The sequence below is a fragment of the Pelomonas sp. BJYL3 genome, from assembly GCF_027257975.1.
GTDB lineage: Bacteria > Pseudomonadota > Gammaproteobacteria > Burkholderiales > Burkholderiaceae_C > Roseateles_B > Roseateles_B flavus.
In genome coordinates this window covers 425,059-448,679 of record NZ_JANZKX010000004.1, presented here as the reverse complement: position 1 = coordinate 448,679, position 23,621 = coordinate 425,059, and the positions used below count along the sequence as shown (strand labels likewise).

Genomic DNA, 23,621 nt, shown 5'->3' with positions numbered 1-23,621 from the left:
TGGTTTCGCTGGCGGCGCGCTGAAGGTGCGCCCAAAAGGTCATCCAAGCACTAACGGCATCTTGCAATCGCGCCGAGCCGAGCGCCGTTGTCTGCGTCAACATGACTTGCCGGGACGCTTACATCTGATCGCCATGGCCAGCGTCCCGGACCTTGAGAGCGACGAGGCCGCAGCCGCGCAGCTTGCTGTCGATACCCAGATTGAAGAGAGCGAGCTCGCGCCTGCGACCTTCCATCTGGAGCCGCACGCGCAGCGCCCACATGTCCTTGAGCTTGAAGGGTGCCTTCTTGCCGACAGTCTTGCCCTTGTTCCACGGCTCGCGATGAGCAGTACGGCCAGTGGTTCCCATGAGGGTCTCCCATCAAGCTGAGGGCCATACAGAATGTGCGCGCTCGCCATTGATCCGCTACCTGCCCTCGCGCTTGTGGATAGTCTTCGGGTCGATCAGCGGATCAGCTTACGGGCGCATCTGCGGACTCAAGGGCACTGCGAGGAGCGGTCGTGAAAGATGGCTTTCGGCTAGGCTCTTGAAAGGTTGCCTCCGTCAAATACCGGTATGTCGGGTGCCTCTGCGTTGCGGCTGGTCGTTGCCGATCTGGACGAAACTTTGGTGCACGCCCGAGAGGAAGCCCTCGACGTCCAGCACATCGCCAAAGTCGGGCCGTACTATGTCTACGCCAGACCTCACGCTCGTCGCGTTCTCCAATACACGGCGTCCAGGTTTGACGTTGGAGTCTGGTCTTCGTCAAGCGAGGAATACGTGCGAGGTGTCGTGCAAGCGTTGTTCCAAGACGGCTATCCATTGAAGTTTGCTTGGTCGGTGGCCCGATGTGTTGTGAGCAGCCTGAGAAGTCATGTTGACATCGCAGGCCAAGGTTCGACGACGCCTATGAATTCCCGGATGGCTTGAGCTGCTGCTGAGGGCGCCGCTTGCAGCAGGCAATGCGGCCCCTCGATCTCTCTTACCTGGACTGAGGGCCGAAGATGCTTGATGAGGCTGCTTGCGCGCTTCGGTATCAGGCGATCTTCACTGGCGCGCAGATAGAGGATCGGGGCCGTCACCCTCGCAAGGTCTGCCGAGACATCGACGGAAAGGACGGCCTGGAGCCGAGCGCGGAGCGCGGCTCCTGAAGCCATGGCGAGGGCTGCACCCAATGCGCTTCGCAGCGCCGGCGTCGCGTACCGCCCCAATAGAGCCGCACTGGCGAGGGCTAAGGGCAACTGCTTGATCGGTGCCAACGCTGCTACGAAGCTAAGCGGCGCCAGGTAGGGGTGCGGGTTCCGCGCGAAGGTGCAGCAAAGCACAACACCTTTGATTCGGTTCGGATGCTTTGCTGCAAGGGAGATTGCGATGGGTCCGGAGAATGATTCGCCTAGCAAGATGAAGGACTCATCCGCCGGGAGAGCAGCTTCAGCGAAGGTCTGAAGTGCGCCATATCCGTTTGGCGCCGCTGGCGGGTATGCCACCACCTTGAGCGCCGCAGCATTTGACAACGAATTGGCCAGCGGATCGAACAGGGTGCCCGTGCCATCCATGCCTGGAAGAAGAACTAACGTTGTCATGGTCGGACAGTATCGACGGTCATGCGCGCGTAAAAAAGCCAGCCAGGTCGGGTTTGCGCCGAACCCGTAGACTCCGCTGAATTCACCCATCTGCTGCCAACTTTGCTCGCCCTCGACAGCACCCCATTCACGAAGCTGCGGCTTGCCGTGGGAGAGGCGCCTCAATGGAAGGCGCACAACCCGACTTTCCACCGAGGAACTAGCTACGGCATCGTGCTGAGCGACCGTGCGCTCTACTTGTATGCACCATTCTGGCTGTCGTTCGCTAGATGGCGCCGTATCCCGTTGAACGAGATACAGAGCATCGAGTTCAAGGACTCCCGGTTGTGCCCACGGCTGATCGTCAAGATGCGCCATGGTCGGGAAGTCCTTCGAACCCCGCTGGACGATAGAGACGAGATGGACTATGACCGTGAGAACCTGAGAAACACTGTCGCCAACGTCACCGCGCAGCTTGCGGCGGGGTTGCCCGTTACGCAGGAAGGGGCTTCTCGTTGACCCTTTGAACCGTGAGGTGCTAAACAGGCCAGTCCGTCAATTGCTGCACGACCAGCTCTCGAGCTTGGCGCAGTCCTCGACCTTGTCACTCAAGATGAAGCGCGGCCGGCGTGAAGTGAGCATCACCTGAAACTCCGAGCGGTCATCGTTGGTTGTGCCACCTGGCCAGCCTGAGCTATCCCACCGGCGGCCCAGGTGTCAGCTATGTGCCCAATGCCCTGGGCGAGCCCAGCCAGGTGGGCAGCTTCGCCACGGGCCTGAGCTTCCATCCCAACGGGGCGGTCAACAGCTTCCGCTTCGGCAACGGCATCCAGCACACGCAGGGGCTGAACCTGCGCGGTCTTCCGGAAAGCAAGCAAGATGCGGGCGTGCTCAATGACGTCTATGTCTACGACGCCAACGGCAACGTCAACAGCATCAGTGACCGGCAGGAGAACGTCTTCAGCCGCAGCATGGTCTATGACGACCTGGACCGCCTCAAGACCGTCAGCGCCCCCGGTGTCTGGGGCACTGCGGCCTACACCTACGATGCGGCGGACAACCTCAAGACCGCCAATGTGGGCAGCCGCAACGTTACGCTGAACTACCTGGACGGCACGAACCGGCTGAACCGGGTGGACGTCAACGGCACGCAGCAGCTCTACGACTACGACCCGTACGGGAACATCAAGCGCAAGGGCGCCCAGCAGTACTTCTTCGACCAGGGCAACCGCCTGCAGTCCGCGGTGCCTGGCGGGAGCTATGTGTACGACGGCCTGGGCCGGCGCATCCAGGTCAGCGGCGGGGGCGACGGCAGCACGCGCCTCTCGCTCTACAGCCAGGCCGGCCAGCTGCTGTGGAGCACCAGCAGCGGCGGCTCACGCCCGGCCAGCACTACGGCCTACGTCTACCTGGCCGGCAAGGCGATTGCCGAGGTCAACAGCGCCAGCGGCACGCAGTACGTGCACACCGACGCCCTGGGCAGCCCGGTAGCCCATACCGGGCCCACGGGCACGTTGCTGAACCGCACGCGCTACGAGCCCTACGGCTATGTGGCGGCCGGCACCAAGCCCGGGCCGGCGACCAGCCTGATGGGCTACACGGGGCATGTGCAGGATGCGGAGACGGAGCTCGTGTACATGCAGCAGCGGTATTACGATCCCATCGTCGGCAGATTCCTCAGCGTTGATCCCATCGTTACGGATGCGAATACAGGCAAGGGATTCGGGCTGTACACCTATGTCGAGAACAATCCCTACGCCAAGGTAGACCCGGACGGTCGCGAGTCGGTCGGCGAGATGATTGATCGGAATGCTACCGAGTCTGCCGCGGCAGGGAATGGCGGCGCGACCTTCGGATGGGCTTTTGCTGGAGTCGCCTGGAAGTATCTCGGAGCTGAAGGTGTCAGCCAAATCGCCGACAAGGGTTCGAGCGCGGGTCGTGGGGATGCTGTCTCGGCCGGAGTTGAGCTCGCTGGGGTCCTTCCGTTCGGAAAAATATTAAGCCCAGTTGCCAGGGAGTTAAGCGCAGCGGCTCGAGCGGTAGACTGGACTGCTCATGGTGGGAAGCATGTGGCGGGATCCAGGATGCCATGGAGCAAAGTAGTGGAAAGCACCATTTCTGGACCTGCAAAATACCTTCACGGCACCAATGTAGAGTCGCTAGAGCGTTATGTTTGGGAGCACGGAACCCAAGCTACAAACGGGCGGACATGGAAGGTAATGGCTTTCGGTGAAGAAATTGGCGCCAGTAATGGAAAGCCAAGCCGCTGGATTAGAGTTGAGGAATCTGGAGGAACCATTCACGGGCACCCAATTTCGGAGGCGGAGTTTAAAAAATTGACTAAGGAGTGAGCATGAAACCCACTGAAATTGATTGGCGCTCTGGGATAATTGATTACTGGGATTTGGACTTTTTGGATTTACGACAGGACATGGCCGCGCAGGCAGAATATCTCAAAGAAGATCTAGCTCAAGTAAAATACTCATCGGACGTTTTATTAGATATCGGATGGTATCCGGAATTTTCTCCCTCTGGGGAGTTTGTTGTGACCGTTATCAGGGGCGGCGATTGGGAGTCCCCCCTGTTTCAAGGAAGTGCCAATAGTGTGCAAGCGCTCCTAACGTGCTTAGTAACAGCAGTTGTTGCGGCAGATTCGGAGAAGTAGACAGCGATACCGCGAGATCGTTGCCAGAATGCGCCTCTAGGGCCTTCGGGCCAAAAATGAGAAGGTTCACCAGGCCAAAAACGGCTGTAAGTCCGCGTCGCGTCTAGGAAGAAAGCTCGTCTGTACGACGAAACTGCGCCGGGGCCAACGTAGTACATGCAGCAGCGGTATTACGATCCCATCGCCGGCAGATTCCTCAGCGTCGATCCTATCGTTACCGACGCCAATACGGGCAAGGGCTTCGGGCTCTATACCTACGTTGACAACAACCCGTACGCCAAGATTGATCCGGACGGGCGTGAGCCCGCTGAATGTTCCGAAGCTTGTGTCAGGATGCGGGGGACTTCTGATGCCCGCGCATTGGGGACATCGACAACTGGAGCCTCTAGGTCGGTGTTCCGTGCTGCGGCCAGTGAAGGCCGAGCTTTGGCCGCCGATTTCCCGAGTTTCCCTGATACTGCGAAGTTGTTCCTGCCTGCCCTGATGCTGCCCTCAATGGCTTGGGAGGGAACAATGGGCACCTTTGACTCCTTGGCCAACGTTTTAGAGGGACATGCGAGTAAAGGCGATGGGTTCGTGCTTGCTATGGCTTTCGTGCCTGCCGCAAAGGGCGCGCGCGAGCTTGCGAAGGCCGAGGTATTTGCGGCACGCACGGCCCCTGAACTGAAGAAGATTTACGGCTGGGGGAATGGCGAGGCAGGAGTGAAGACCGCTATGGAAGCCCTCGACGCTTCGGCCATGGCGCGGATCCAAGGAAGTGTGACCAGGGCAGAAGTCGAGGCTACACGGAATCTCTATCGAGAAGCTGCGGCCGCAGGCCGAGGTGGGGCCGTTGCTCCTGAGCGTGCGGCGTACATGGAGCAGATCCTCAAGCTTTGGAAATAGGAGTTGGCATGGCCGACATGATTGCGAAATTGCCCCTGCAGAACGAAAGTTCCACGCCCCTCAAGGTGCTCTTGGAGCCACTGTCTGAATACTTCATTGTTCAGCCTGGCGAGCACATAGAGATTCATGCCGTCTTTGACGACATGACAGACAACACGTCTTTCACCATTGCGCCGAACGATGCGTTTCTAACGATATACGCTCCGGGGGAAATCTCTGGCTTCGTTGACTGCTATGCGACCCGAGATGGGGTCCGATTGACACCAGACGGGAACTAGCGACCGATGAATGAGGTGTTCGATCAGTTCTAACCCTCGCCGCAAAGGGGGCAGCGGAGACAGTCAGGGTTGGAGAACTGATCGCCACGCACGGCAAGACGATGAGCAACAAGCAGCTCGATAGGCTCGTCAAAAACATCCGCGCAGAAGGGATCAAAGAGCCGCTCACCGTGACTGAGCATCAGGGCAAGTTGTACATCCTCGATGGTCACCATCGGGCACTCGCGGCACCACGTGCAGGTGTTGCGGAAGTTCCGATCAAGAGGGTTGAACTGCCCTTCGGTGCTTACAAGACGCCTGATGACTTGACCTTTACACCCGGGGGGTACTGATGACCACAAGACAGCCGATTGCCGAAGGCTTGATCTCCTGCAGGAACATCCTGCTGGGTGGGCGCACAAACGAGCACGTTCTGCCATGCCTCCAGAAGGTCCTGGTGGATCTCGATTCGATAGCGGTCTCAAGCACAAGGAAGATCGTTGAGCGTTGTGCTGCGGAGGCGATCGATCAGATCAAGGACGGCGACTTCGTTAGCGCGGGACGGATCTTGAACTTGGTCCACAACCTGCCGTTGGACGAAGCGAGTGAACAGCGTTGGGATATCGACTACTTCCTGTCAATGGAGCTGCCGACCTTCTTGGAGCACTTCGAGGAGATCAAATCCGCCAGGCTGATCGCGCTCTACGTCTGCAAACAACTCGCGTATCAGTACGTTCCGGACTAATGACTTGATGTCATGTCTGCGGTACGCAGCCGATCTTGCCGGCAATGGACTCAATGGCCGCCCACTGCGACGGATGCTCTGTTCGGTGCTCCAGCACCATACGCACGGCGCGCTCACGCACCTCGGGCGAAAACTTCGGGGACTTCTTCATGGCTCCATTCTCCAGAGTTGGAGCCTCCGCGATACCCGGGGCGATTCAAATTGATCGTTGGGCGGTCATGAACCCATCCTAGCCGCGAAATTGCAGCACGATGTTGTGCGCCGATCGCTCGCCAGGTGTCAGGCTAGTCATGCTGGGTCGCCGCAGTACTTATGGAAGTAGCCACACCGGAATGGATCTTGAAGCGCTGGTGCAGGCGCTGGAGGTGCCTAACTCTCCGCGACCGCTAACCGGCGCGGTGATTGGCCGGACCGAGGACTGCTCAGGGTCGCGGGTTGTCGCTCACTTCAGAGTGAACCGGTCATCGGCCGATGACCGCCTGCAGCGCCCGATGTGCAGCGAACGCCGCCCGCGTTGCTTGGTCGGGCGCACCGTAGTCGATGACCTTCAAGGGTGTTTTGGCCAACCAGAGCGAATGCGCCAGCAGCGTTCGATCGGGAAAGTTGAGCAGCCCGACTTGAAGCTGAAATGCCAAGTCGTTCAGTGATCCAAGGATGCGGCGGCTTGCCGTCTTTCCAACGACCCAGTGTTGCATTGCACCGAGCTCGGCAGTTGCATCGGCCGTAGGGACACCGACGGAGGTAAGCATCGGCACCAGGGCTTCGCTGAGTCGCTGGACGAGGGCTCGCCCATCCCGTGCCGGCACCACTATGGGCAGCAGGCTTCGCTCGCTGACTGCGAGCACAACCTGAATTCGGCCAACGCGGATCAGATTGGCGTACCAGTCGCCAAGGACTGTGTCGGTCGGCGCCGTCTCTGAATGAGGCGTGGCGTTGAGCCTATCGAGGAGCTTCTGAGTGCAGCGAAGGACAAACACAATGCTGGGAGAGGCAAGCAAATGCCAAGTATCTAGCCTGGCCAATGCTCCCTATCAGCAGCAATGCGGTCGCACGTCTCCCTGAGCATCGACTGTTCTGTGACGGCCACTGCCGCCGTTCAGGACATCAACATCGAGTGACTCAGTTCAGCCTGAAGCCAACAGCGCTGTAGCGATTGGCACGGCCGCGCCGCGATTGCTGTCGGGCTACCCACTTTGACCGATCGCGTCTTGGCCAAGACCTGACGCTGGCCAGCATTGGCTTTGGCGTGCAGGCATAGCCTTGCCAGGCCGGCAGCCATGCTTGCGGACACTCAGGGTGACAACTAGCGATCCGTCAGCGCCCGCAACAGAGGCCTGACCGCTCCAGCTCCGCAGTTAAGCAAAGCCTGGCCCAGAGTGGAATCAACTTAACCTTGGCCATCCCGGCCAACCTATGGGTTAAGTCACAACAACAGCTGTTCCTTAACCCATAAGTTGGCCAAGGGTGTAACCCATAGGTTGGCCGATTTCGGCATGGGCGCAACGGGTCAGAATTTTTGCTGAGCTGAGAACGGCTGAGCTGTCGCGAGACGGGCGATCTCCGATGTTTGGCCGAGAGTCGGCAATGCGCCTTAACCGTGGCCGGGAGTTCGTCAACCCCATCAAGGGCTTGCTGCGGCACCTCTTGGATGACCCCCAAAGCTTGGCCGAGAGTTTCCCAAAGTCAGCAGCTCACCTGGCATCAAAACACCCCTCAAATCGCGGCCCGGCGAGCGCGTTGACGCGGCAACTCCCAGCTTCCTATCCTGACCTTCCGGTAACTGCCCGCTGCTGATGGCGGATCCAGCGCTGACCGGCACGAGAGCCATCAGAAAGGGCAGGCATGGATACGGAAGTCTTGGGCGAGGCTGCGCCGACAGTGAGGTCCCCGCGGCCTCCCCGTAGTTCAACGGGAAGAACGGACCGTGGCCGGCTGGAGAAGCTGCTCAAGGAGCTTCGCGGTCGCCACTGGGGCTTCGGGTCGGCAGCAGCCGGTCTCGCGTTCCTTGAACTTGTCGCGACGCACAGCAGCCCACCGGCGCCGCTCAATCACTCTCGTGACGCCTTGATGATGGCGCTGGCGCCGCGGCTGACTGCCAGGCACCGTGCCGATCAATTCCGACGGGCAGCCACCTTGCTCGCGCGAGGGGCCAGCCGCGACTCCTGGGCCCAGGCAGCCGCACTGATCCTGCGCGCGCATGCTGTGAGCCTGGACGCCCGGCCTGAAGCACGCCTGGAGCTCATTCAGTTCTGCGAGCGGGCCATGGGTCTGGAGCCGACTTCCGTCGACACAGCGATCCCACGGGTGGCGCTTCTTCTCAAGCCATCTGGGCTGACAGTGGCGGGGTTCAAAGATCTGGCCGTCGTCCAGATCCACGCCTTGTGCATGGCCGCTCTGCAGGAAGTCTGTGCACGCCGGCCCTATGCCGGGTGGTCGATGCTCGACATTGACGCCGCGCTCTTTGCATTGCGCCATCACTACGCCAACGCCGAGACGACGCTCTGCGGGGAGGCCGCGACGGTCTCGCAGCGGCAGGAGGACTTTCGAACGTTGGGGCTGCCGCTGTGGGAAGCCCTTCGCCAGGCCGCCATCCGCTTGGCGGCGAAGCCGGGTTGTGCCCCCTGCCGGGACGACGCCTGGCATCAGCGAACCCAGGCGGCAGTGTTCCTGGCGATCGGTACCGCCAAGTCCGCGACCAAGGCAGACGCTATGGCGGTACCGGTCCAGACAGAAGGTCCGACACGCATCATCTGCCGCAGGCCCATCGCGCCATGCGCTGAACGAATCGACAGAGAAGAGCTCGAGCGACACCGCGTACTTGAATGCCCGCTGCCGGTGGCCACCATGCCGCGGCGTGCGGCGCTTGAGGCTGCTCATCGTCGATTGCTGCTGGAGTTCCCGTGGGCTGAGGATGTCCTGGACGCCGTGTTCGATGATTTGCTCGGACGAGCGGCCGTCGGATCCGCCTTCTTGGCCATGCCACCGACCTTGCTGGTCGGCCGTCCTGGTTGTGGCAAATCACGCCTGGCGCGCCGCCTTGCCGATGAGCTGGGGCTGCCGCGCCTGGATCTGTGCCTGGGCGGCAGCGCGGACGCCAAGATGCTGTGCGGAACCAGCCGTGGATGGAGCAGTGGCAGGCCTGGTGACTTGGCGACCTTGCTGGCCACGCAGCTGTCGGCCTCGGCGATCGTCATCCTGGATGAGCTCGACAAGGCGCAGGGGCCCTTGCGCAACGACCCGGGCATCCAGGCCTACTTGCTTGGTCTGGTGGAGCCGGAGACAGCGGCGCGGCATCACGACGTCTTCCTGAAGACGGAATGCGATTTCACGGGAGTGCTGTGGCTGGCGACGGCGAATGCCTTGAGCGGCATCGCGCCGGCACTGCTGACCCGATTCAGGGTGCTGATGGTGCGGCAGCCCAGGCCACAAGACCTGGTCGTGGTCGCCCGCAACGTCATCGAAGACATGGCGGAGCGCTGGGGTGTTGATCGGCAGGTGCTCCCCGGCGTGGAGGAGCTGGACCTGCCGCTGGACCGTTTGACCAGTACCAGGCAAGTGCGTCAGGCCACCGAGGGGGCCATCGCCCACTGGGCGCGAGAGCTGCAGCGACATTGATGACTCCCTGACACGATCATGACAACGAACCTGCGCCGGCCAAGGCTGTGGCACTTGCCGCCCATTGGGGTGGGCACGCCTGACGTGGAATCGGCAGACAGCTACCTCGGGCGCCTGGCGCAGGCGCATGGCGTGCCCAGGCAGACATTGCACAAGTTCATCAACGGGCATGGCCCGGCGATCTACCAGAACCTACGTGGGCAGCCACCGAGGCTTGACGTGCCCTCGCAGCAAGCGGCTGCGTACATGCGCCGTGTGGCAGACCTGGTCGGACACCCCGAGGTCGAAACGTTGGGGCTGAGCTGGCTGGCTGACCGGCTGCGGGCTCAGCATGTGTTCCGTTCAGATCGCGCGTGGTGCCCTGCATGCCTGGCTGAGATGCCGGCGGGCCCAGGGCTGCATATGCCGCTGATCTGGGGCCTGGCCAGCGTCACGCACTGTGCGCGCCATGGCGTGCGATTGAGAACCGCCTGCCCGGCTTGCGGTGCCAAGGGATCCATACGGAGGGTTGGGGCTATCGACGGGGCCAGTTGCGCTTCATGCGGCGGCACGTTGGTGGCCGGGGACGGTGAAGCTGCAGAGCCGATGTCAGAGGTAGAGGCGGCGGTGCTTGCGCAGATGGGCTTGCTGGTCTCAGTCGTCGCCAGCCAGGCCGTCGGCAGCGAGTCCCCCAGCTTCGGGGAAATCGTCACCACGCTGCACAGGCGAGGGCATCACGTCAAAGCGTGCGAGATGGCCCGGCGCATGGGGATCTCAAAGGGGACGGTCAGCACCTTGATGAGCGGGCGCACACAGCCTGGCATTGATCTGCTTTTGCGGCTGAGCACAGCGTATGCAGTTCAGCTGCCCGACCTGCTCTTGAGGCGCCCTGGCGACCGGGAATGGCTGAAGCGGGCGGCTCGGCACCATCCCGTCGTCTGGCCTGCGCGAGCCAGGCCCAGGGTCGATTGGGCGGCATCGCAGCGGGTGTTGGAACTGGAGATGGTGTCTGAAGCCGCTCTACCGGTGGCGCAGGTCGCGAAGCGGCTGCAGATCGATCCGAGGCATTTGATGACGCAACGGCCTGAGTGCGCGGCTGTGTTGAGTGAGCGGTATCAGATGCGCATCAAGCAGGAGCGCAAGCGGGAAGGCGAGCGCGTGCTGGCTATGGTCCAGGCGCTGGACGAGTGGCCTTCGCAACGGGCGGTTGCGCGTGACATTGGGGTCGCGCGGACTTCGAGGGGGTTTAGGGGAGCCTGGCAATAGCGGGGAAGGTGCTTGAGCCGGTGCAGCGGGCCCGGAGTCGCTTCAAGCCAAGCAAGGGGGCTGCGCGCAGTGTCCCAAGCTTGGATTGGTGTTCGCGAGCCTGAGTGCCGTCCAGGCTGTGGGTGGCCGCAAAGCGCGGGCGCCCTCTGAGCGTAGGTGCTTGTCGCATCAAGGTAGATGCTTTGCAGGCGTCCTACTTCTTCTTCGGGTCGTGCTTGTGAATGGGCAGCGTCGGATGCTTCGGGGCATTGGGAAGATCCACGTGACGGCGGCGGTCGTCGGTCCCGTCTTCCTTCTTGGGCTTAGGGCCCGGCTTGATGTGATACGTCATCTAACAGCTCTCGCTTCATATGCAGCCACAGCGGCTGCAGAGACGATTTAACGCTCACATGTATCCGCCAGCAACGCCCGGTTTCAAGGACTTGAAGAAGCAGGCCTGGCCCATATTTCAGGGCGTCAGCTGTTCTTGGAATTGACCTTTGTCAAGGTGGGGCGGGTGCGTAATACGGCGCCTAGGTGCGTTGGCAGACATACCAAAGTTGAGCGTCACTTGGTCTTGTCTCGCGGCCGGGCGGCAAGCCTTGCTGCTCTCTTTGCCTCCCGCTCGGCCTTTGCACTTTCGGCTGCTTTCTGCTTCGCGAACTGACGAACGCCCTCGGCGATAGCCGTGGGGACATATGCGTACTTCTTGCCATCCGGCATGAACTCCGTGACCGTGATACCCAGGGCCAGCCTGCCGTAGAGCCGCGCATTGGCCGGCACGAGTCCTTCGGCCAAGCTGAGCGCCGACAGCTCCCGCACGATCTGCTCGATACCGCTGGGCGATAGCGGGTACCACTGGCTTTTGTACTCGTAACGTCGGGTCAGCAGCACCTCGACCAGGCGGGACCGCAGGATGACCTCTCGCGTGCTACCGCGCAGCGTCGATGCCTGGGCCGTGATCAGAAAGTTCCAGCCCAGGTTGCGCCGCAGGTGCAAGGCCGGCAGGTGCGTGGCGTACTGCTCCTTCGAGTTGGGCGCTACGGGGGTCAAGCGCAGCGACTGAATCGCGTCTGCGGCATGCGCAACGCATGCATGAGCGAGGCTTCAGCGACCTGGGCCTGCTCTTCTTCGCCGCCCTGACAGCCGCGGCCCCGGCGGCGCTGGGCCGATGCCGGAGCATGGCCGCGCAAAGAGCGCGCTGGCGCGAACGGCTTTGTCGGGACCAAGTCATCGTGCGCGCCATCGAGAGTAATGCCGCGGCGACTCAAGGTCGCCCGTCCTGTCTGCAGTGCTTGGAAGACCTGGTCGAGGACCGGCGCGACCTGCTGCCTCGCCCTCATCTGCGTCAGCTCTATGCCGATCCCTTCACGGGGCAGGCGGACTGGGTGCAGATCGCTGCGCCGCCACCCGCTACGGGCATCTTGGGCGTGCAGAGCCGTTCGGAGCGGCCGTTGCTGACGAGCAAGGGGCCAGACAGTCGACCGATGAAGAGCGCCAAGGCACTGCAATTCAGGGCCCTGGTCTTGCTGACGGGCGGAGGGAGTCTGTGATCCAGCAGGGAATCTGGACGCTGCGGCAGGTCGCGCATTCGGGCGATGCACGTGTTGCTTCGCAATCGCGCGAGACTTCCCGTCGCTGCGCATAATAACCACCCAAAGGTGGGTGATGATCTTCCTGGTTTGGCCCCGTAGCCTCCGCCTGCTTGATGTTGATTTGAAGACGACGGCGTGCCAGATGAACCTTTGCCGCAGTTGTTCGAATGCCGCCCCTTGCTGCGAAGACGCTGTCAGAGCTGACAGGGTTGAAGTAGGGGGCGACCAAGGAGAATCGCCGCGCCCGGACCTTTTCAAAGCATCACCGATCCGTGTCTGGGCACATCTATCGGTCAATGGCACCCGGTTGAGACATCGGGGGGAATTGATAAAGCGCTTGCGTGTGGCCCCGGGCGATACGACGTGGGTCAATCAACAAAATGGCTGCACTAGAGATGGCGGCTTCAACGGGAGGGAAGACCGTGAACAGGACGGACAGCTGGCATCGCTGGCGGCAGGAGGCCGCGTGCGCCCTCATCGGCGCTTCGCCGCTGGGCATGGTGCAGGGACCCGCATAGGCGGTGCAACAGCATTTCGAGAACGGTGGCCTGGTGCGCGGCGCTCACAGCCCGACAGTGCTGGGCCCCAGCCTGTCCGGCCATTGCGAATGGGAGCTCATTCAGCATTAGCTGATCACGGCTGCCGAAGGCGGGCAAGTGGCGCTGTCCTCAGGTGAGCCGGGATCCATGAGTCGCCGCAGTCGCAGCGGCGAGGAACTGCTGGCCGCCCATCGATGGGAAGGCTGGGCAGCACTGCCTTCAATGCCAGTGGCCCGGGTGTGCGAGAGGCAGTTTCCGCGCACTGCTGTGGACCACGTATCGAGCCATCCCGCGGAACGATGCTCCAGACGGCAGCCAACTCCAGCGGGGCCTTGCGTTGCATGACTGTGCGGGGCATCTCGATCGGGAAGGGTGAGGGCTTTGAGGGTACGGCATTGACGGCGGCCATCGCTTTGATTGGCTGGCCAGCCGACAGATGGTGGGCTGAAGTTGCAAGAGTCAAGCCGCTCCGATGAGCGGACAGGCATTGATCAAGATTCAGGGAATTGAGATGAATAAAGCATTTGGGTGGACACGTTCCTTGCTGCGAAGCGTCAGCGTTATTCCTATGGCCCTGCTACTGGTGAGTGGGGCCGCAAACGTGCTGGCCGAAGAAGGCTATCAGGAGAACGGCAAACTGGTTCGAGGACAGCTGACGCAACTGGGCACCGACCTGTTCGGAGAGCGCGTCAGCGCCTATACCGGCGCATTGAGCTTTTCGCAAACAGACGTGTCACTACCCGGCAACTTTGCGTTGCCGGTTGCGATCGGGCGCCGGTTGACGACGGGGTCGGCTGGATCCTATCAGCACCATTTTGGTGAATGGGAACTTGAGATTCCCCATCTCAAAGGTGTATTTGACGAGCGTTCCGGTTGGCAGACATCTGGCGTAGAGCCGCTGAAAAGATGCTCAATATTTCTCGACGCTGCGACAGGATGGAATCAAACGCATACCATGACCATACCGTCACGCGAGTTTTGGCATGGCTATCAAATCTACGTTCCTGGAATCGGCGAGCAGGATATGCTGTCCCGGGCACCAGAAAACAAAAGCGCCCCGACCGATGGAAATGTCTATGGAGTAGTAACGAAGCAAGGGTGGCAATTTCGATGCACAAACAGCCTGCACGCCGATAGTGCGTTCGATGGCGAGGGATTTATAGCGCTGTCGCCGGATGGTGTGGAGTACACATTCAATTGGATGGTGGCGCGCTCCTACCCGGCCTACCTTGGATCGAAAAAGACGGGCGCCATTCAATCTTTGCGCCAAGGGATGGATCCCGCAGCGAACGTAAATGTTCTATTCATGCCCCGTAGCGAGGTATTGATTCTTCCGACGAAAATAAAGGATCGCCACGGAAATACGGTGACGTATTCGTATGACAAAAACGCCCCATGGAGGCTGTTGTCGATTGATGCCAGTGACCAGCGTAGTCTACGCATAAGCTATCACCCCAATACGAACCTCATCTCTACTGTCTCCGATGGCATGCGGACATGGAGCTATGAATACAGTGGGATATCCGGTGCCGCGCCGCTGCTGTCAAGAGTTGTACTGCCTGACGCCACGGCCTGGACATTTGGAGGCGACAACCTTCAGGTCGGTGTGGTCTCATTGTCGGCCCCGTCGGATTGTTCGAGTCATTTCTACGGGATCGGGGGGGCGTATAAGAAGACGATGACGCACCCCTCTGGCGCTGTAGCCGAGTTCACACTCACCGACACCGAACACGCGCGCACGGACGTGACCCAGTGCAAGCCATTTTTGAATACGTCGATGTTCACATCGATCTATCCATCCGTCTATATTGGCGTAAAATCACTAACACAAAAGAAAATTACGGCCGCAGGCCTTTTGAAGCCATTGATTTGGCAATATGAATACCCCGCAGCCGTAGGGTCAAATGAATTATGTCCCGCCTGTGCAGGAAGCAAGACGGTGATTCAGACGTTCCCGTCTGGAGCAAAAACACGCCTGACCTTTGGCACACGCTGGTCGGTTAACGAAGGTCTGCTGCTGAAATCGGAGGAAGGTTGGGACGGTAGTGCAGCGCTGCGCGTCACTGACTATCGATACCGCAGCCCGGACGCCGGCCCCTATCCAAGCAAGGTGGCCAACGGGCCCTACAACATTCGTGGGGACGGTGCTATGTCGCTGCGGCATTTCCCACTGGACAAAAAAGTAGTAACCCAGCAAGGGAGAACGTTCACTTGGGAAGCCACGGCGTTTGACGAATGGGCTAGGCCGACGACTGTCGTGAAGACAGGGCCGGCTGGGAGCCAGACAGAAACGATCAGCTATGAAGACAAACGTTCCCTTTGGGTATTGGGGCAGCTGAGCAAGTTGCAGATAGGCAGCTGGCTTGCTGTCGGGAACGAGTTCAATGAATTTGGGCAGCTCAAGACGGTCAGCAGGTATGGGGTCCTTCAGAGGCAGCAGGGCTACAACGCTGACGGCACGCTGGCCTGGCACGAGGACGGCGCCGGCCATCGCACCTCTTACGATAGCTACAAGCGCGGCGTGCCCCGAACCGTCCGCTATGCCGATGGCAGCAGCGAGTCAGCGTCGGTCAATGATCTGGGTCTGATCACCCGGCACACCGACCCCACCGGAGCCAGCACGGACTACGGCTACGACGCGGCCGGCCGCCTGTCCAGCATCACACCGCCCAGCGGCTGGACGGCAACGAGCCTGGTCTTCGAGCCGGTCGGCAGCCCGGAGTACGGCCTGGCGGCCGGTCATTGGCGCCAGACTATCAGCCAGGGCGATGCCCGCACGGTCACCTACTACGACGGTTTCTGGCGCCCGGTGATGGTCAGGACCTTCGACGCAAGCCAGGAGGCGAGCACGCGCAAGGTGTTGGTCAAGAGCTATGACGCGGCAGGGCAGCTGGCGTTTGAGAGCTATGCGCAGCGCGACGCCACCAGCGTCAGCATCACCAGCCCGGGCAAGCGCATGAGTTACGACGCGCTGGGCCGACTCAAGCGCACGGAGGCGGACAGCGAGCTGGGCGTGCTGGTCTCCAGCTGGGACTACCAGGATGGCTTCAAGACGGTGCTGAGCAATCCACGGGGCAAGAGTACGACGCAAACCTTCTGGGCGCTGGACAAGCCGGAAGAGGCGCAGCTGGCTGGCTTGGATGCGCCGGAGGGGGTGAGCGTGCGCATCGAACGGGATGCCCTTGGCAAGCCCACGGCCATCAGCCGGGGCGGGGTGACGCGCCGCTATGTGTACGACGCCGGCCAGCGCCTGTGCAAGACCGTGGAGCCCGAGATCAATGCGACGGTCCAGGACTACGACGCCGCGGGCAACGTCTTGTGGCGCGCACCCGGTCAGCCCCTGACGGGCACGGGCAGCTGCGACACGGCGGCCGTCGCCAGCACAGCCAAGATCAGCTACGGCTACGACCCCATGAACCGGCTCAAGAGCACGAGCTACGGGGACACCAGCCCGGGCATCACGCGCGAATACTGGCCTGACGGCAAGCTCAAGACCGTGAGCAGCAACGGCAGCACCTGGAGCTATGTCTACAACAGCCTGCGCCTGATCAGCACTGAGACACTCAGCTACGGCGGCCAGAGCTGGATCTTCAGCTGGGGCTACAGCCCCAACGGCCACCTGGCCAGCCTGAGCTACCCCACCGGCGGCCCAGGTGTCAGCTATGTGCCTAATGCCCTGGGCGAGCCCAGCCAGGTGGGCAGCTTCGCCACGGGCCTGAGCTTCCATCCCAACGGGGCGGTCAACAGCTTCCGCTTCGGCAACGGCATCCAGCACACGCAGGGGCTGAACCTGCGCGGTCTGCCGGAAAGCAAGCAAGATGCGGGCGTGCTCAATGACGTCTATGTCTACGACGCCAACGGCAACGTCAACAGCATCAGTGACCGGCAGGAGAACGTCTTCAGCCGCAGCATGGTCTATGACGACCTGGACCGCCTCAAGACCGTCAGCGCCCCTGGCGTCTGGGGCACTGCGGCCTACACCTACGACGCGGCGGACAACCTCAAGACCGCCAATGTGGGCAGCCGCAACGTCACGCTGAACTACCTGGACGGCACGAACCGGCTGAACCGGGTGGACGTCAACGGCACGCAGCAGCTCTACGACTACGACCCGTACGGGAACATCAAGCGCAAGGGCGCCCAGCAGTACTTCTTCGACCAGGGCAACCGCCTGCAGTCCGCGGTGCCTGGCGGGAGCTATGTGTACGACGGCCTGGGCCGGCGCATCCAGGTCAGCGGCGGGGGCGACGGCAGCACGCGCCTCTCGCTCTACAGCCAGGCCGGCCAGCTGCTGTGGAGCACCAGCAGCGGCGGCTCACGCCCGGCCAGCACCACGGCCTACATCTACCTGGCCGGCAAGGCGATTGCCGAGGTCAACAGCGCCAGTGGCACGCAATACGTGCACACCGACGTCCTGGGCAGCCCGGTGGCCCATACCGGGCCCACGGGCACGTTGCTGAACCGCACGCGCTACGAGCCCTACGGCTATGTGGCGGCCGGCACCAAGCCCGGGCCGGCGACCAGCCTGATGGGCTACACGGGGCATGTGCAGGATGCGGAGACTGAGCTCGTGTACATGCAGCAGCGGTATTACGATCCCATCGTCGGCAGATTCCTCAGCGTCGATCCCATCGTTACCGACGCCAATACGGGCAAGGGCTTCGGGCTCTATACCTACGTCGACAACAACCCGTACGCCAAGATTGATCCGGACGGGCGTGAGCCCGCTGAATGTTCCGAAGCTTGTGTCAGGATGCGGGGGACTTCTGATGCCCGCGCATTGGGGACATCGACAACTGGAGCCTCTAGGTCGGTGTTCCGTGCTGCGGCCAGTGAAGGCCGAGCTTTGGCCGCCGATTTCCCGAGTTTCCCTGATACTGCGAAGTTGTTCCTGCCTGCCCTGATGCTGCCCTCAATGGCTTGGGAGGGAACAATGGGCACCTTTGACTCCTTGGCCAACGTTTTAGAGGGACATGCGAGTAAAGGCGATGGGTTCGTGCTTGCTATGGCTTTCTTGCCTGCCGCAAAGGGGGCAGCGGAGACAGTCAGGGTTGGAGAACTGATCGCCACGCACGGCAAGACGATGAGCAACAAGCAGCTCGATAGGCTCGTCAAAAACATCCGCGCAGAAGGGATCAAAGAGCCGCTCACCGTGACTGAGCATCAGGGCAAGTTGTACATCCTCGATGGTCACCATCGGGCACTCGCGGCACCACGTGCAGGTGTTGCGGAGGTTCCGATCAAGAGGGTTGAACTGCCCTTCGGTGCTTACAAGACGCCTGATGACTTGACCTTTACACCCGGGGGGTACTGATGACCACAAGACAGCCGATTGCCGAAGGCTTGATCTCCTGCAGGAACATCCTGCTGGGTGGGCGCACAAACGAGCACGTTCTGCCATGCCTCCAGAAGGTCCTGGTGGATCTCGATTCGATAGCGGTCTCAAGCACAAGGAAGATCGTTGAGCGTTGTGCTGCGGAGGCGATCGATCAGATCAAGGACGGCGACTTCGTTAGCGCGGGACGGATCTTGAACTTGGTCCACAACCTGCCGTTGGACGAAGCGAGTGAACAGCGTTGGGATATCGACTACTTCCTGTCAATGGAGCTGCCGACCTTCTTGGAGCACTTCGAGGAGATCAAATCCGCCAGGCTGATCGCGCTCTACGTCTGCAAACAACTCGCGTATCAGTACGTTCCGGACTAGTGACTTGATGCCATGTGAAGACGCTCGCCATACGCGGGCGCCTTCACATTGAGCGCTGAAGACACACATCAGGTTCATATGGGCTAGTTCCGGAGCGGGACCGTTTTCCAAGCGAGCCAGTCGGAAAGAAGGCCAGCCTCACAGAAGCCATCGACTAGCAAGCGGCCGCGTACCGAACCGAGGTGCTCCCAGAACTCCTCGCGATACTCAGAGGGAACATCTGCAAGAGCAACGTATTCGGTACCCATGGAAGTGCGTTGCACCCGCAGTTCCACGTGGTGGTCTTCGAATGCCTGGACCACTTCCTCTGGCAGCGGATCATCAAAGTTCTCCGGCACCTGGCGACCTGGCAGAAGTCCGAACTCGCGACGGGAAGCCTGAAACTCTGACTCCAGCAGGACCGGCTTCACAAGGGCCTCTCGCATACGATCCAGGATCGCCAGGCCTGCCCCGTCAGGCTCTTCAATTGACCAGAGCACTACGGCCGGGGTTTCAGAGTAGGCCACCGGCATGCCGTCTTGGTAGTGAACCTCGTGGATGGCAATGTGAGAGTCCTCCCCGTGCTCGAAGCGGATCGCACGGTAGTTCCAGTGGCGGTGGCTTGGCTTTGACATCAGGGCACCTCAATTCAGGTCACCAACGAGCGATCTTGCACGCTGTTCAGGTAATGTGAAAGCAGGCCCCAGCTCGAATCGCTGTTGGGCGCTGCGAACGGAGTGAACCATGCGCATCAAAGACGTCCGGCCACAGAGCTTCGTGAAGCAGATCAGGTGTGACCGTTGCGAACGCCTGTCGGAGCTCGGCGAGACAGAGTTCGAAGAGTTCGTCAGCGTTGATCACAAGGCGGGCTACGCGTCAGTCTTCGGCGATGGCAATCAAGTGCAGATCGATCTCTGCCAGCACTGCGTCAAGGAACTGCTTGGGCAGTGGTTGCGCGTCGTCGCCGACGAGAAGGCAGCTGCTCTCCCTAATGATTGATTTACGTTCCTGTCGAGCAACGTGAGGGCCGGCGACGTCTTCTTGTCCGGTGGGCTGATCGACCGCCTCGACCTGGAATGCCACGATGGCGGAATGCCCGCATCTGCGGAAGTCTCGCCACGGAAGCCGGACGACATGCCGGTTTAGGAGCTCATGGCACTCAATGTGCCGTCGGCGCTTGCACTCCGCAGCAGCTGGGCCTCGCTCCGAGCTTTCTCCGGCCACAGCGTGCGGCTCTTCAGCCACTGCCGTGCAGCACCGATGCGCCAGCACTTCCTCGATCCGCTCGCTGAATTACGTGGGAAGCCGTCGTGAACGAGCAGCTTGCTGCGCGCCTTTGCGAGGGGGTTCAAAGAGGCGTGAATTCCGAGCTTGAAGGCATACATGAGCCAAGCCTTTTGCTCTACCCCTCGGAAAGCAGCTGCAGCCGCTGCTGCCACGCCTGGGCTTGCGTAAGGCTTGTCATCTCGATGGCGATCAGCGGCGTGCTGAAGTCATTCGTTCTAAGCTGAAGCACCACTTCCCTCGTCGACCCATCACTCATGGCGACGTAGCTGATGTCCGTCGCGCTGACGAACGAAGCCGGCTCGATGCGAAACCACTTCTCCGCGACGAATGCGAGGGTCTTCGCGGCTGGGTCGACATAGAGCTGAGGCAGCAAGCCTTGGCAACCGCAGCCTATGGTGAAGTGGCCTCGTCCGACGGCATTCGCGAGCGCGAGCTGCTTTGCATAGCCTGCGCGCCCGCCGGCGTTGGCGTACACGAAGATTCCATGTGTCAGGCCGAGGTGCACGACCATCCAAACGGCCCCCCAAGTCCATTCTGGCAGTGGCCCTGATTGCACAGACCGGCTGCTGGTGAAGGCTGCGAGCAGGACGCACGCGGAGAGCGTCCAAAGGGCAGCCAGAGGCAGCCCAAGCAACAGCCGGCCGATACGCCGCTCCCTTAGGAGGCGCATTGCAAGCATCCAACCAATGAGAGCGCCGAAGAGCAGATTGAGGATCGGAATGCAGAGCAGCGCGTAGCACAAGAGGACGATGGGCAACGATGCGGTCAAAGTGAACTCCCTGGCGGGGTCGATCTGGCAAAGACAGGGAGGTTCCCCACCACTTCTGACGCCGACCCTTGCTGTTTAGATTGAGACTTAAACGCGGGTGACTCTAAAGCGGACGACATAAACACTGCTAGGCGTGTCGTCAGCAAAAGCCAACAGCGAAAAGAAGTTCATGAGCGCCCGGGAGATCCTGGCCGTGAACATGATTCGCCTGAGAGCGGCACGAGGCTATAGCCAGGAGGCCCTGGCCCTTGAATGCGGGCTACACCGGACCTTCATCGGGCATGTCGAGCGGCAAGCTCGGAACATTTCTATCGACAACGTGGAGCGCATTGCGCTGACGCTTGGGGTGTCTGTTGGCGAGCTATTGACGTCGCCGAAGCGCGCTTAGTTCACGCCGCTGCTTGTTGCTGTTGCGCTGCAGGGGCGTGCTGGCTAGGTGCCAGCGGGCGCTGCTGCTTGGCCACCGCAAGAATCCATCTTTCGCACTAGGGTGTGCCCTCAAGCTGGCTGACCTGCTTGGCAATGCAGCGGTTGTATTCAGCAGGGCCCAGCATGAGCATCGCCTGCGTGCATGCTGACTCGATTGCCGTACGCATTTCCCGAGGGAACCTGCGTAGGTCAATCGCAGCTGGAGCCTCGCTAAGCAACTGCATCTGCTTTGCAAGGCACTTTCTGAGTGCTGCAGGTCCTAGGCTGAGTCTCGCTTGCGAACAGGTCGAATATATGGAAACGCGCTCCGCTTGATTCAATCTGGACAGGTTTATCGGTCCCGGGGCACTACTCATTTGCGCCAGTTGACTAGCGCGGCACTGGTTGTAGGCCGCAGGGCCGAGAGTAAGCTTGGCGCTACTGCAGGCAAGGTCAAGCGATGACCGTTCCTCATGATTCAGTCCGGACAGGTCAGGCGCGCGGGGAGCGTCGCGAAGCATCTGTAGCTGGCGCTCAATGCAGAGGTGGTACGCAGCGGGACCTTGGTTGAATTGAGCCGTGGTGCAGGCAGAACTCAGCGATTGGCGCTCGCTCATGTCCATTCCAGACAAGTCATGCTTCCGTGAGACCTGAGCGAGCTCCAATAGTTGTCGATCTGCGCACTGTTGATAGGCCAGGGCTCCGTGGTTGAACTTGGCTGACGAGCAAATGGACTCCAAAGATACGCGCTCGTCGACGGTGAGGTCGGCACGAGTCAGTCCAGTCGATGGAGACGATGAATCCGCCTCAATCCGACGCTTCGAGCGCTCTCCTTTGACGTTCGGCGACGTTGAGTCTTCAAAGTAATTTGGCATCGACGTACCGGCTGTGGGAGCTGGCTCGCCAGCCGAGGTGGGAGCCTGATCGCGGCCGCTCTCAATGGAACCGGATGGCGAACTTGCGAGTACGGGATCGGCGAATCCACGGGGCGCAGCGTGGGCCTCGTCGATTGCGGTGTGAGCAGGCGCCAACGTGGTAGAACGCTTCTGGGTGGCCTTGGGTGGTCGAGGCGCCGGTGACGGGTTGGCAGGGTGTATGGCGGGTGGGGGAGCCGCCGTCCGCTTCGCTTCGGGCTTCAACTTGACCCAAACGAATATGCCGAAGAAAAGCAGCGCAAACACCCATCGAAGCTTGATTGGGCTCTGTGGAATCGGTGCCGGCACTGGTGCTGGCGTCGCGGCTGCAAGCGAAGGGCTGGCTTGTCGGAAGACCGGCGGGGCAAGCTGTGGTCGAGGAGACGGCGCCGACTGACGCGGCTTTTGAGGCGTCAGTGGAGGCGGTGCCCTGGTCCCATCGATTTCCGAGCAAACACGTCGAATGACTGTCCGGGCGTGACTAAGGTCAACTTCAAAGAATTCCTGTCCCCATTTACCCCGACGATGGCCAGACAGTTCCTTGAAGACTACTCGCTCAGCGAGACCGCAGTCGACGGTATGGACCTCGAAGACGCACCTAAACGCCGCAGGCGTGCCGGTGTTCGCATCCATATTGAGCTCGGTTGCGCGAATCGCTCCCGAGCGACTGCTACAGCCGATCTTCAGCCAGCCTGACCGAAGGCCATCGTTCTCGAGGATGTAGATGACCCCCGCCTTGCCAACGTTTTGGTCGTAGCCGCCGGATGACCTCCCCCGGTGTGCAAACCTCCGCATGAGCGGACCTTTCTAATTGACTTTCCCTTACCTGTAGAGGAGCTTATACATTCGAAATGCTCATCGCCCACTGGGGTCACGCTTCACGCTTGGATGACAATGACCAACGATGCATTCAGGTGGCAGTCGTTGACGGATGCAAAAGCCGGCTCCACGGTATCGATTCCGAATGAACGACTCGCCGTCCAAAAGCTCTTGAAATAGAGTCTCAAGTGCTTCTCCAGCGAATTCGAGAAGCGTGCCGGGGCTAAGCATCGAGAGAGGAACATCGCAGACAAAGAGAGTTGGTGCCCCGTGCTGCTTGAGTACTCTCTGATACTTCCTCGCATATCCCAAGTGGCCGGCAAGTCCTGACAGATACTCGCTTCCATACAGCATGTAATGGCCGGCGAGGTCGATCAGAAGATCCTCATTTGCCTCGAAGTAAACACGCCCCTCCCGCTGATGGTCGCCAAAGGAAGCTATGGCGGTCCGCAAATTTTCCTCGGATAGCTCAGGAAACGCACCACTCAGAAAAATCTCGCGAGCGCGTTTTTGTTGCTGATTTAGATCCAGTGGTATCAGGCCGTTCTCATAAAAGGAATTAATATCGATTGTTCTAGTTCCATGCACCGCTCTGATAGCGACGTACTTCTGGCAAAGCCGCTCAGCAACCAATGCCTTGGAATCAAGCACATGCCCGTGCACCTCACGCAC

Annotated in this window: 23 protein-coding genes and 2 pseudogenes; 15 read left to right on the top strand and 10 right to left on the bottom strand. The window is 60.8% G+C overall.

Features of this window, described 5'->3' with window-relative positions; translation table 11 throughout:
* Window positions 1-121: 121 nt before the first annotated feature.
* Window positions 122-349: pseudogene (locus O9Y01_RS15660) on the bottom strand (integrase); the annotation flags it as partial.
* Between the two features lie 207 nt (window positions 350-556).
* Here O9Y01_RS15660 and O9Y01_RS23185 point away from each other — a divergent pair.
* Window positions 557-910, top strand: a complete 354-nt coding sequence (locus O9Y01_RS23185; RefSeq protein ID WP_442952762.1) for an NIF family HAD-type phosphatase — start codon at window positions 557-559, stop codon at window positions 908-910.
* On the opposite strand, the gene O9Y01_RS15655 is transcribed toward O9Y01_RS23185, so the two are convergent.
* On the bottom strand, window positions 853-1,653 hold the full coding sequence (locus O9Y01_RS15655; protein WP_269632541.1) for an alpha/beta fold hydrolase: 801 nt from the start codon (window positions 1,651-1,653) through the stop codon (window positions 853-855). The genes O9Y01_RS23185 and O9Y01_RS15655 overlap by 58 nt on opposite strands.
* Window positions 1,654-1,665: 12 nt before the next feature.
* Between O9Y01_RS15655 and O9Y01_RS15650 the strand changes: the two genes are divergently transcribed.
* The 7 genes from O9Y01_RS15650 to O9Y01_RS15620 all read left to right on the top strand — a co-directional run bounded on the left by O9Y01_RS15650 (window position 1,666) and on the right by O9Y01_RS15620 (window position 6,094).
* The gene (locus O9Y01_RS15650; RefSeq protein ID WP_269632540.1) at window positions 1,666-2,061 is read left to right on the top strand and encodes a hypothetical protein; all 396 of its coding nucleotides are present in this window, start codon (window positions 1,666-1,668) and stop codon (window positions 2,059-2,061) included.
* 206 nt (window positions 2,062-2,267) lie between these two features.
* Window positions 2,268-3,893 carry an RHS repeat domain-containing protein gene (locus O9Y01_RS15645; RefSeq protein WP_269632539.1) on the top strand — a complete coding sequence of 542 codons (1,626 nt, stop codon included), beginning with the start codon at window positions 2,268-2,270 and terminating at the stop codon, window positions 3,891-3,893.
* A 2-nt stretch (window positions 3,894-3,895) separates the two neighbouring features.
* Complete coding sequence (locus O9Y01_RS15640; RefSeq protein ID WP_269632538.1) at window positions 3,896-4,207, top strand: hypothetical protein; 312 nt, start codon at window positions 3,896-3,898, stop codon at window positions 4,205-4,207.
* A gap of 156 nt (window positions 4,208-4,363) precedes the next feature.
* Window positions 4,364-5,092 (top strand): RHS repeat-associated core domain-containing protein, encoded by a 729-nt coding sequence (locus tag O9Y01_RS15635; RefSeq protein WP_269632537.1) that lies wholly within the window; start codon window positions 4,364-4,366, stop codon window positions 5,090-5,092.
* A gap of 8 nt (window positions 5,093-5,100) precedes the next feature.
* Entirely contained in the window at window positions 5,101-5,370 is a 270-nt protein-coding gene (locus O9Y01_RS15630) for a hypothetical protein (protein ID WP_269632536.1), read from the top strand.
* A gap of 101 nt (window positions 5,371-5,471) precedes the next feature.
* Entirely contained in the window at window positions 5,472-5,702 is a 231-nt protein-coding gene (locus tag O9Y01_RS15625) for a ParB/RepB/Spo0J family partition protein (protein WP_269632535.1), read from the top strand.
* Between the two features lie 104 nt (window positions 5,703-5,806).
* On the top strand, window positions 5,807-6,094 hold the full coding sequence (locus O9Y01_RS15620) for a hypothetical protein (protein ID WP_269632534.1): 288 nt from the start codon (window positions 5,807-5,809) through the stop codon (window positions 6,092-6,094).
* A 13-nt stretch (window positions 6,095-6,107) separates the two neighbouring features.
* Here O9Y01_RS15620 and O9Y01_RS15615 read toward each other — a convergent pair.
* Both O9Y01_RS15615 and O9Y01_RS15610 read right to left on the bottom strand, forming a co-directional pair.
* Window positions 6,108-6,245: pseudogene (locus O9Y01_RS15615) on the bottom strand (IS3 family transposase); the annotation flags it as partial.
* A 310-nt stretch (window positions 6,246-6,555) separates the two neighbouring features.
* The gene (locus O9Y01_RS15610) at window positions 6,556-7,092 is read right to left on the bottom strand and encodes a DUF6933 domain-containing protein (protein WP_269632533.1); all 537 of its coding nucleotides are present in this window, start codon (window positions 7,090-7,092) and stop codon (window positions 6,556-6,558) included.
* 844 nt (window positions 7,093-7,936) lie between these two features.
* Here O9Y01_RS15610 and O9Y01_RS15605 point away from each other — a divergent pair.
* Together O9Y01_RS15605 and O9Y01_RS15600 are read left to right on the top strand one after the other, a co-directional pair.
* Window positions 7,937-9,709: an AAA family ATPase gene (locus O9Y01_RS15605; protein WP_269632532.1), complete on the top strand. Its 1,773-nt coding sequence runs from the start codon at window positions 7,937-7,939 to the stop codon at window positions 9,707-9,709.
* A gap of 18 nt (window positions 9,710-9,727) precedes the next feature.
* On the top strand, window positions 9,728-10,954 hold the full coding sequence (locus tag O9Y01_RS15600; RefSeq protein WP_269632531.1) for a TniQ family protein: 1,227 nt from the start codon (window positions 9,728-9,730) through the stop codon (window positions 10,952-10,954).
* 546 nt (window positions 10,955-11,500) lie between these two features.
* Here the strand turns inward: O9Y01_RS15600 and O9Y01_RS15595 are convergent.
* Window positions 11,501-11,986, bottom strand: coding sequence for a hypothetical protein (locus O9Y01_RS15595; protein WP_269632530.1), 486 nt, complete (start codon window positions 11,984-11,986; stop codon window positions 11,501-11,503).
* Between the two features lie 38 nt (window positions 11,987-12,024).
* Between O9Y01_RS15595 and O9Y01_RS15590 the strand changes: the two genes are divergently transcribed.
* The 3 genes from O9Y01_RS15590 to O9Y01_RS15580 all read left to right on the top strand — a co-directional run bounded on the left by O9Y01_RS15590 (window position 12,025) and on the right by O9Y01_RS15580 (window position 18,773).
* The gene (locus tag O9Y01_RS15590; protein WP_269632529.1) at window positions 12,025-12,486 is read left to right on the top strand and encodes a hypothetical protein; all 462 of its coding nucleotides are present in this window, start codon (window positions 12,025-12,027) and stop codon (window positions 12,484-12,486) included.
* Between the two features lie 1,068 nt (window positions 12,487-13,554).
* Window positions 13,555-18,381: an RHS repeat-associated core domain-containing protein gene (locus O9Y01_RS15585; protein ID WP_269632528.1), complete on the top strand. Its 4,827-nt coding sequence runs from the start codon at window positions 13,555-13,557 to the stop codon at window positions 18,379-18,381.
* Window positions 18,381-18,773: a hypothetical protein gene (locus tag O9Y01_RS15580; protein WP_269632527.1), complete on the top strand. Its 393-nt coding sequence runs from the start codon at window positions 18,381-18,383 to the stop codon at window positions 18,771-18,773. Before O9Y01_RS15585 ends, O9Y01_RS15580 begins: the two co-directional genes overlap by 1 nt.
* Window positions 18,774-18,856: 83 nt before the next feature.
* On the opposite strand, the gene O9Y01_RS15575 is transcribed toward O9Y01_RS15580, so the two are convergent.
* Window positions 18,857-19,387 carry a hypothetical protein gene (locus tag O9Y01_RS15575; protein WP_269632526.1) on the bottom strand — a complete coding sequence of 177 codons (531 nt, stop codon included), beginning with the start codon at window positions 19,385-19,387 and terminating at the stop codon, window positions 18,857-18,859.
* A gap of 109 nt (window positions 19,388-19,496) precedes the next feature.
* Here O9Y01_RS15575 and O9Y01_RS15570 point away from each other — a divergent pair, with 109 nt between their 5' ends.
* The gene (locus tag O9Y01_RS15570; RefSeq protein WP_269632525.1) at window positions 19,497-19,751 is read left to right on the top strand and encodes a hypothetical protein; all 255 of its coding nucleotides are present in this window, start codon (window positions 19,497-19,499) and stop codon (window positions 19,749-19,751) included.
* A gap of 143 nt (window positions 19,752-19,894) precedes the next feature.
* On the opposite strand, the gene O9Y01_RS15565 is transcribed toward O9Y01_RS15570, so the two are convergent.
* Complete coding sequence (locus tag O9Y01_RS15565; RefSeq protein ID WP_269632524.1) at window positions 19,895-20,137, bottom strand: hypothetical protein; 243 nt, start codon at window positions 20,135-20,137, stop codon at window positions 19,895-19,897.
* 17 nt (window positions 20,138-20,154) lie between these two features.
* Window positions 20,155-20,514: a hypothetical protein gene (locus O9Y01_RS15560; protein ID WP_269632523.1), complete on the bottom strand. Its 360-nt coding sequence runs from the start codon at window positions 20,512-20,514 to the stop codon at window positions 20,155-20,157.
* 463 nt (window positions 20,515-20,977) lie between these two features.
* Between O9Y01_RS15560 and O9Y01_RS15555 the strand changes: the two genes are divergently transcribed.
* Window positions 20,978-21,196, top strand: coding sequence for a helix-turn-helix domain-containing protein (locus tag O9Y01_RS15555; RefSeq protein ID WP_269632522.1), 219 nt, complete (start codon window positions 20,978-20,980; stop codon window positions 21,194-21,196).
* Between the two features lie 97 nt (window positions 21,197-21,293).
* Here O9Y01_RS15555 and O9Y01_RS23180 read toward each other — a convergent pair whose 3' ends face one another.
* Window positions 21,294-22,925 carry a GIY-YIG nuclease family protein gene (locus O9Y01_RS23180; RefSeq protein WP_442952761.1) on the bottom strand — a complete coding sequence of 544 codons (1,632 nt, stop codon included), beginning with the start codon at window positions 22,923-22,925 and terminating at the stop codon, window positions 21,294-21,296.
* A 60-nt stretch (window positions 22,926-22,985) separates the two neighbouring features.
* Window positions 22,986-23,621: a hypothetical protein gene (locus tag O9Y01_RS15550; protein ID WP_269632521.1), complete on the bottom strand. Its 636-nt coding sequence runs from the start codon at window positions 23,619-23,621 to the stop codon at window positions 22,986-22,988.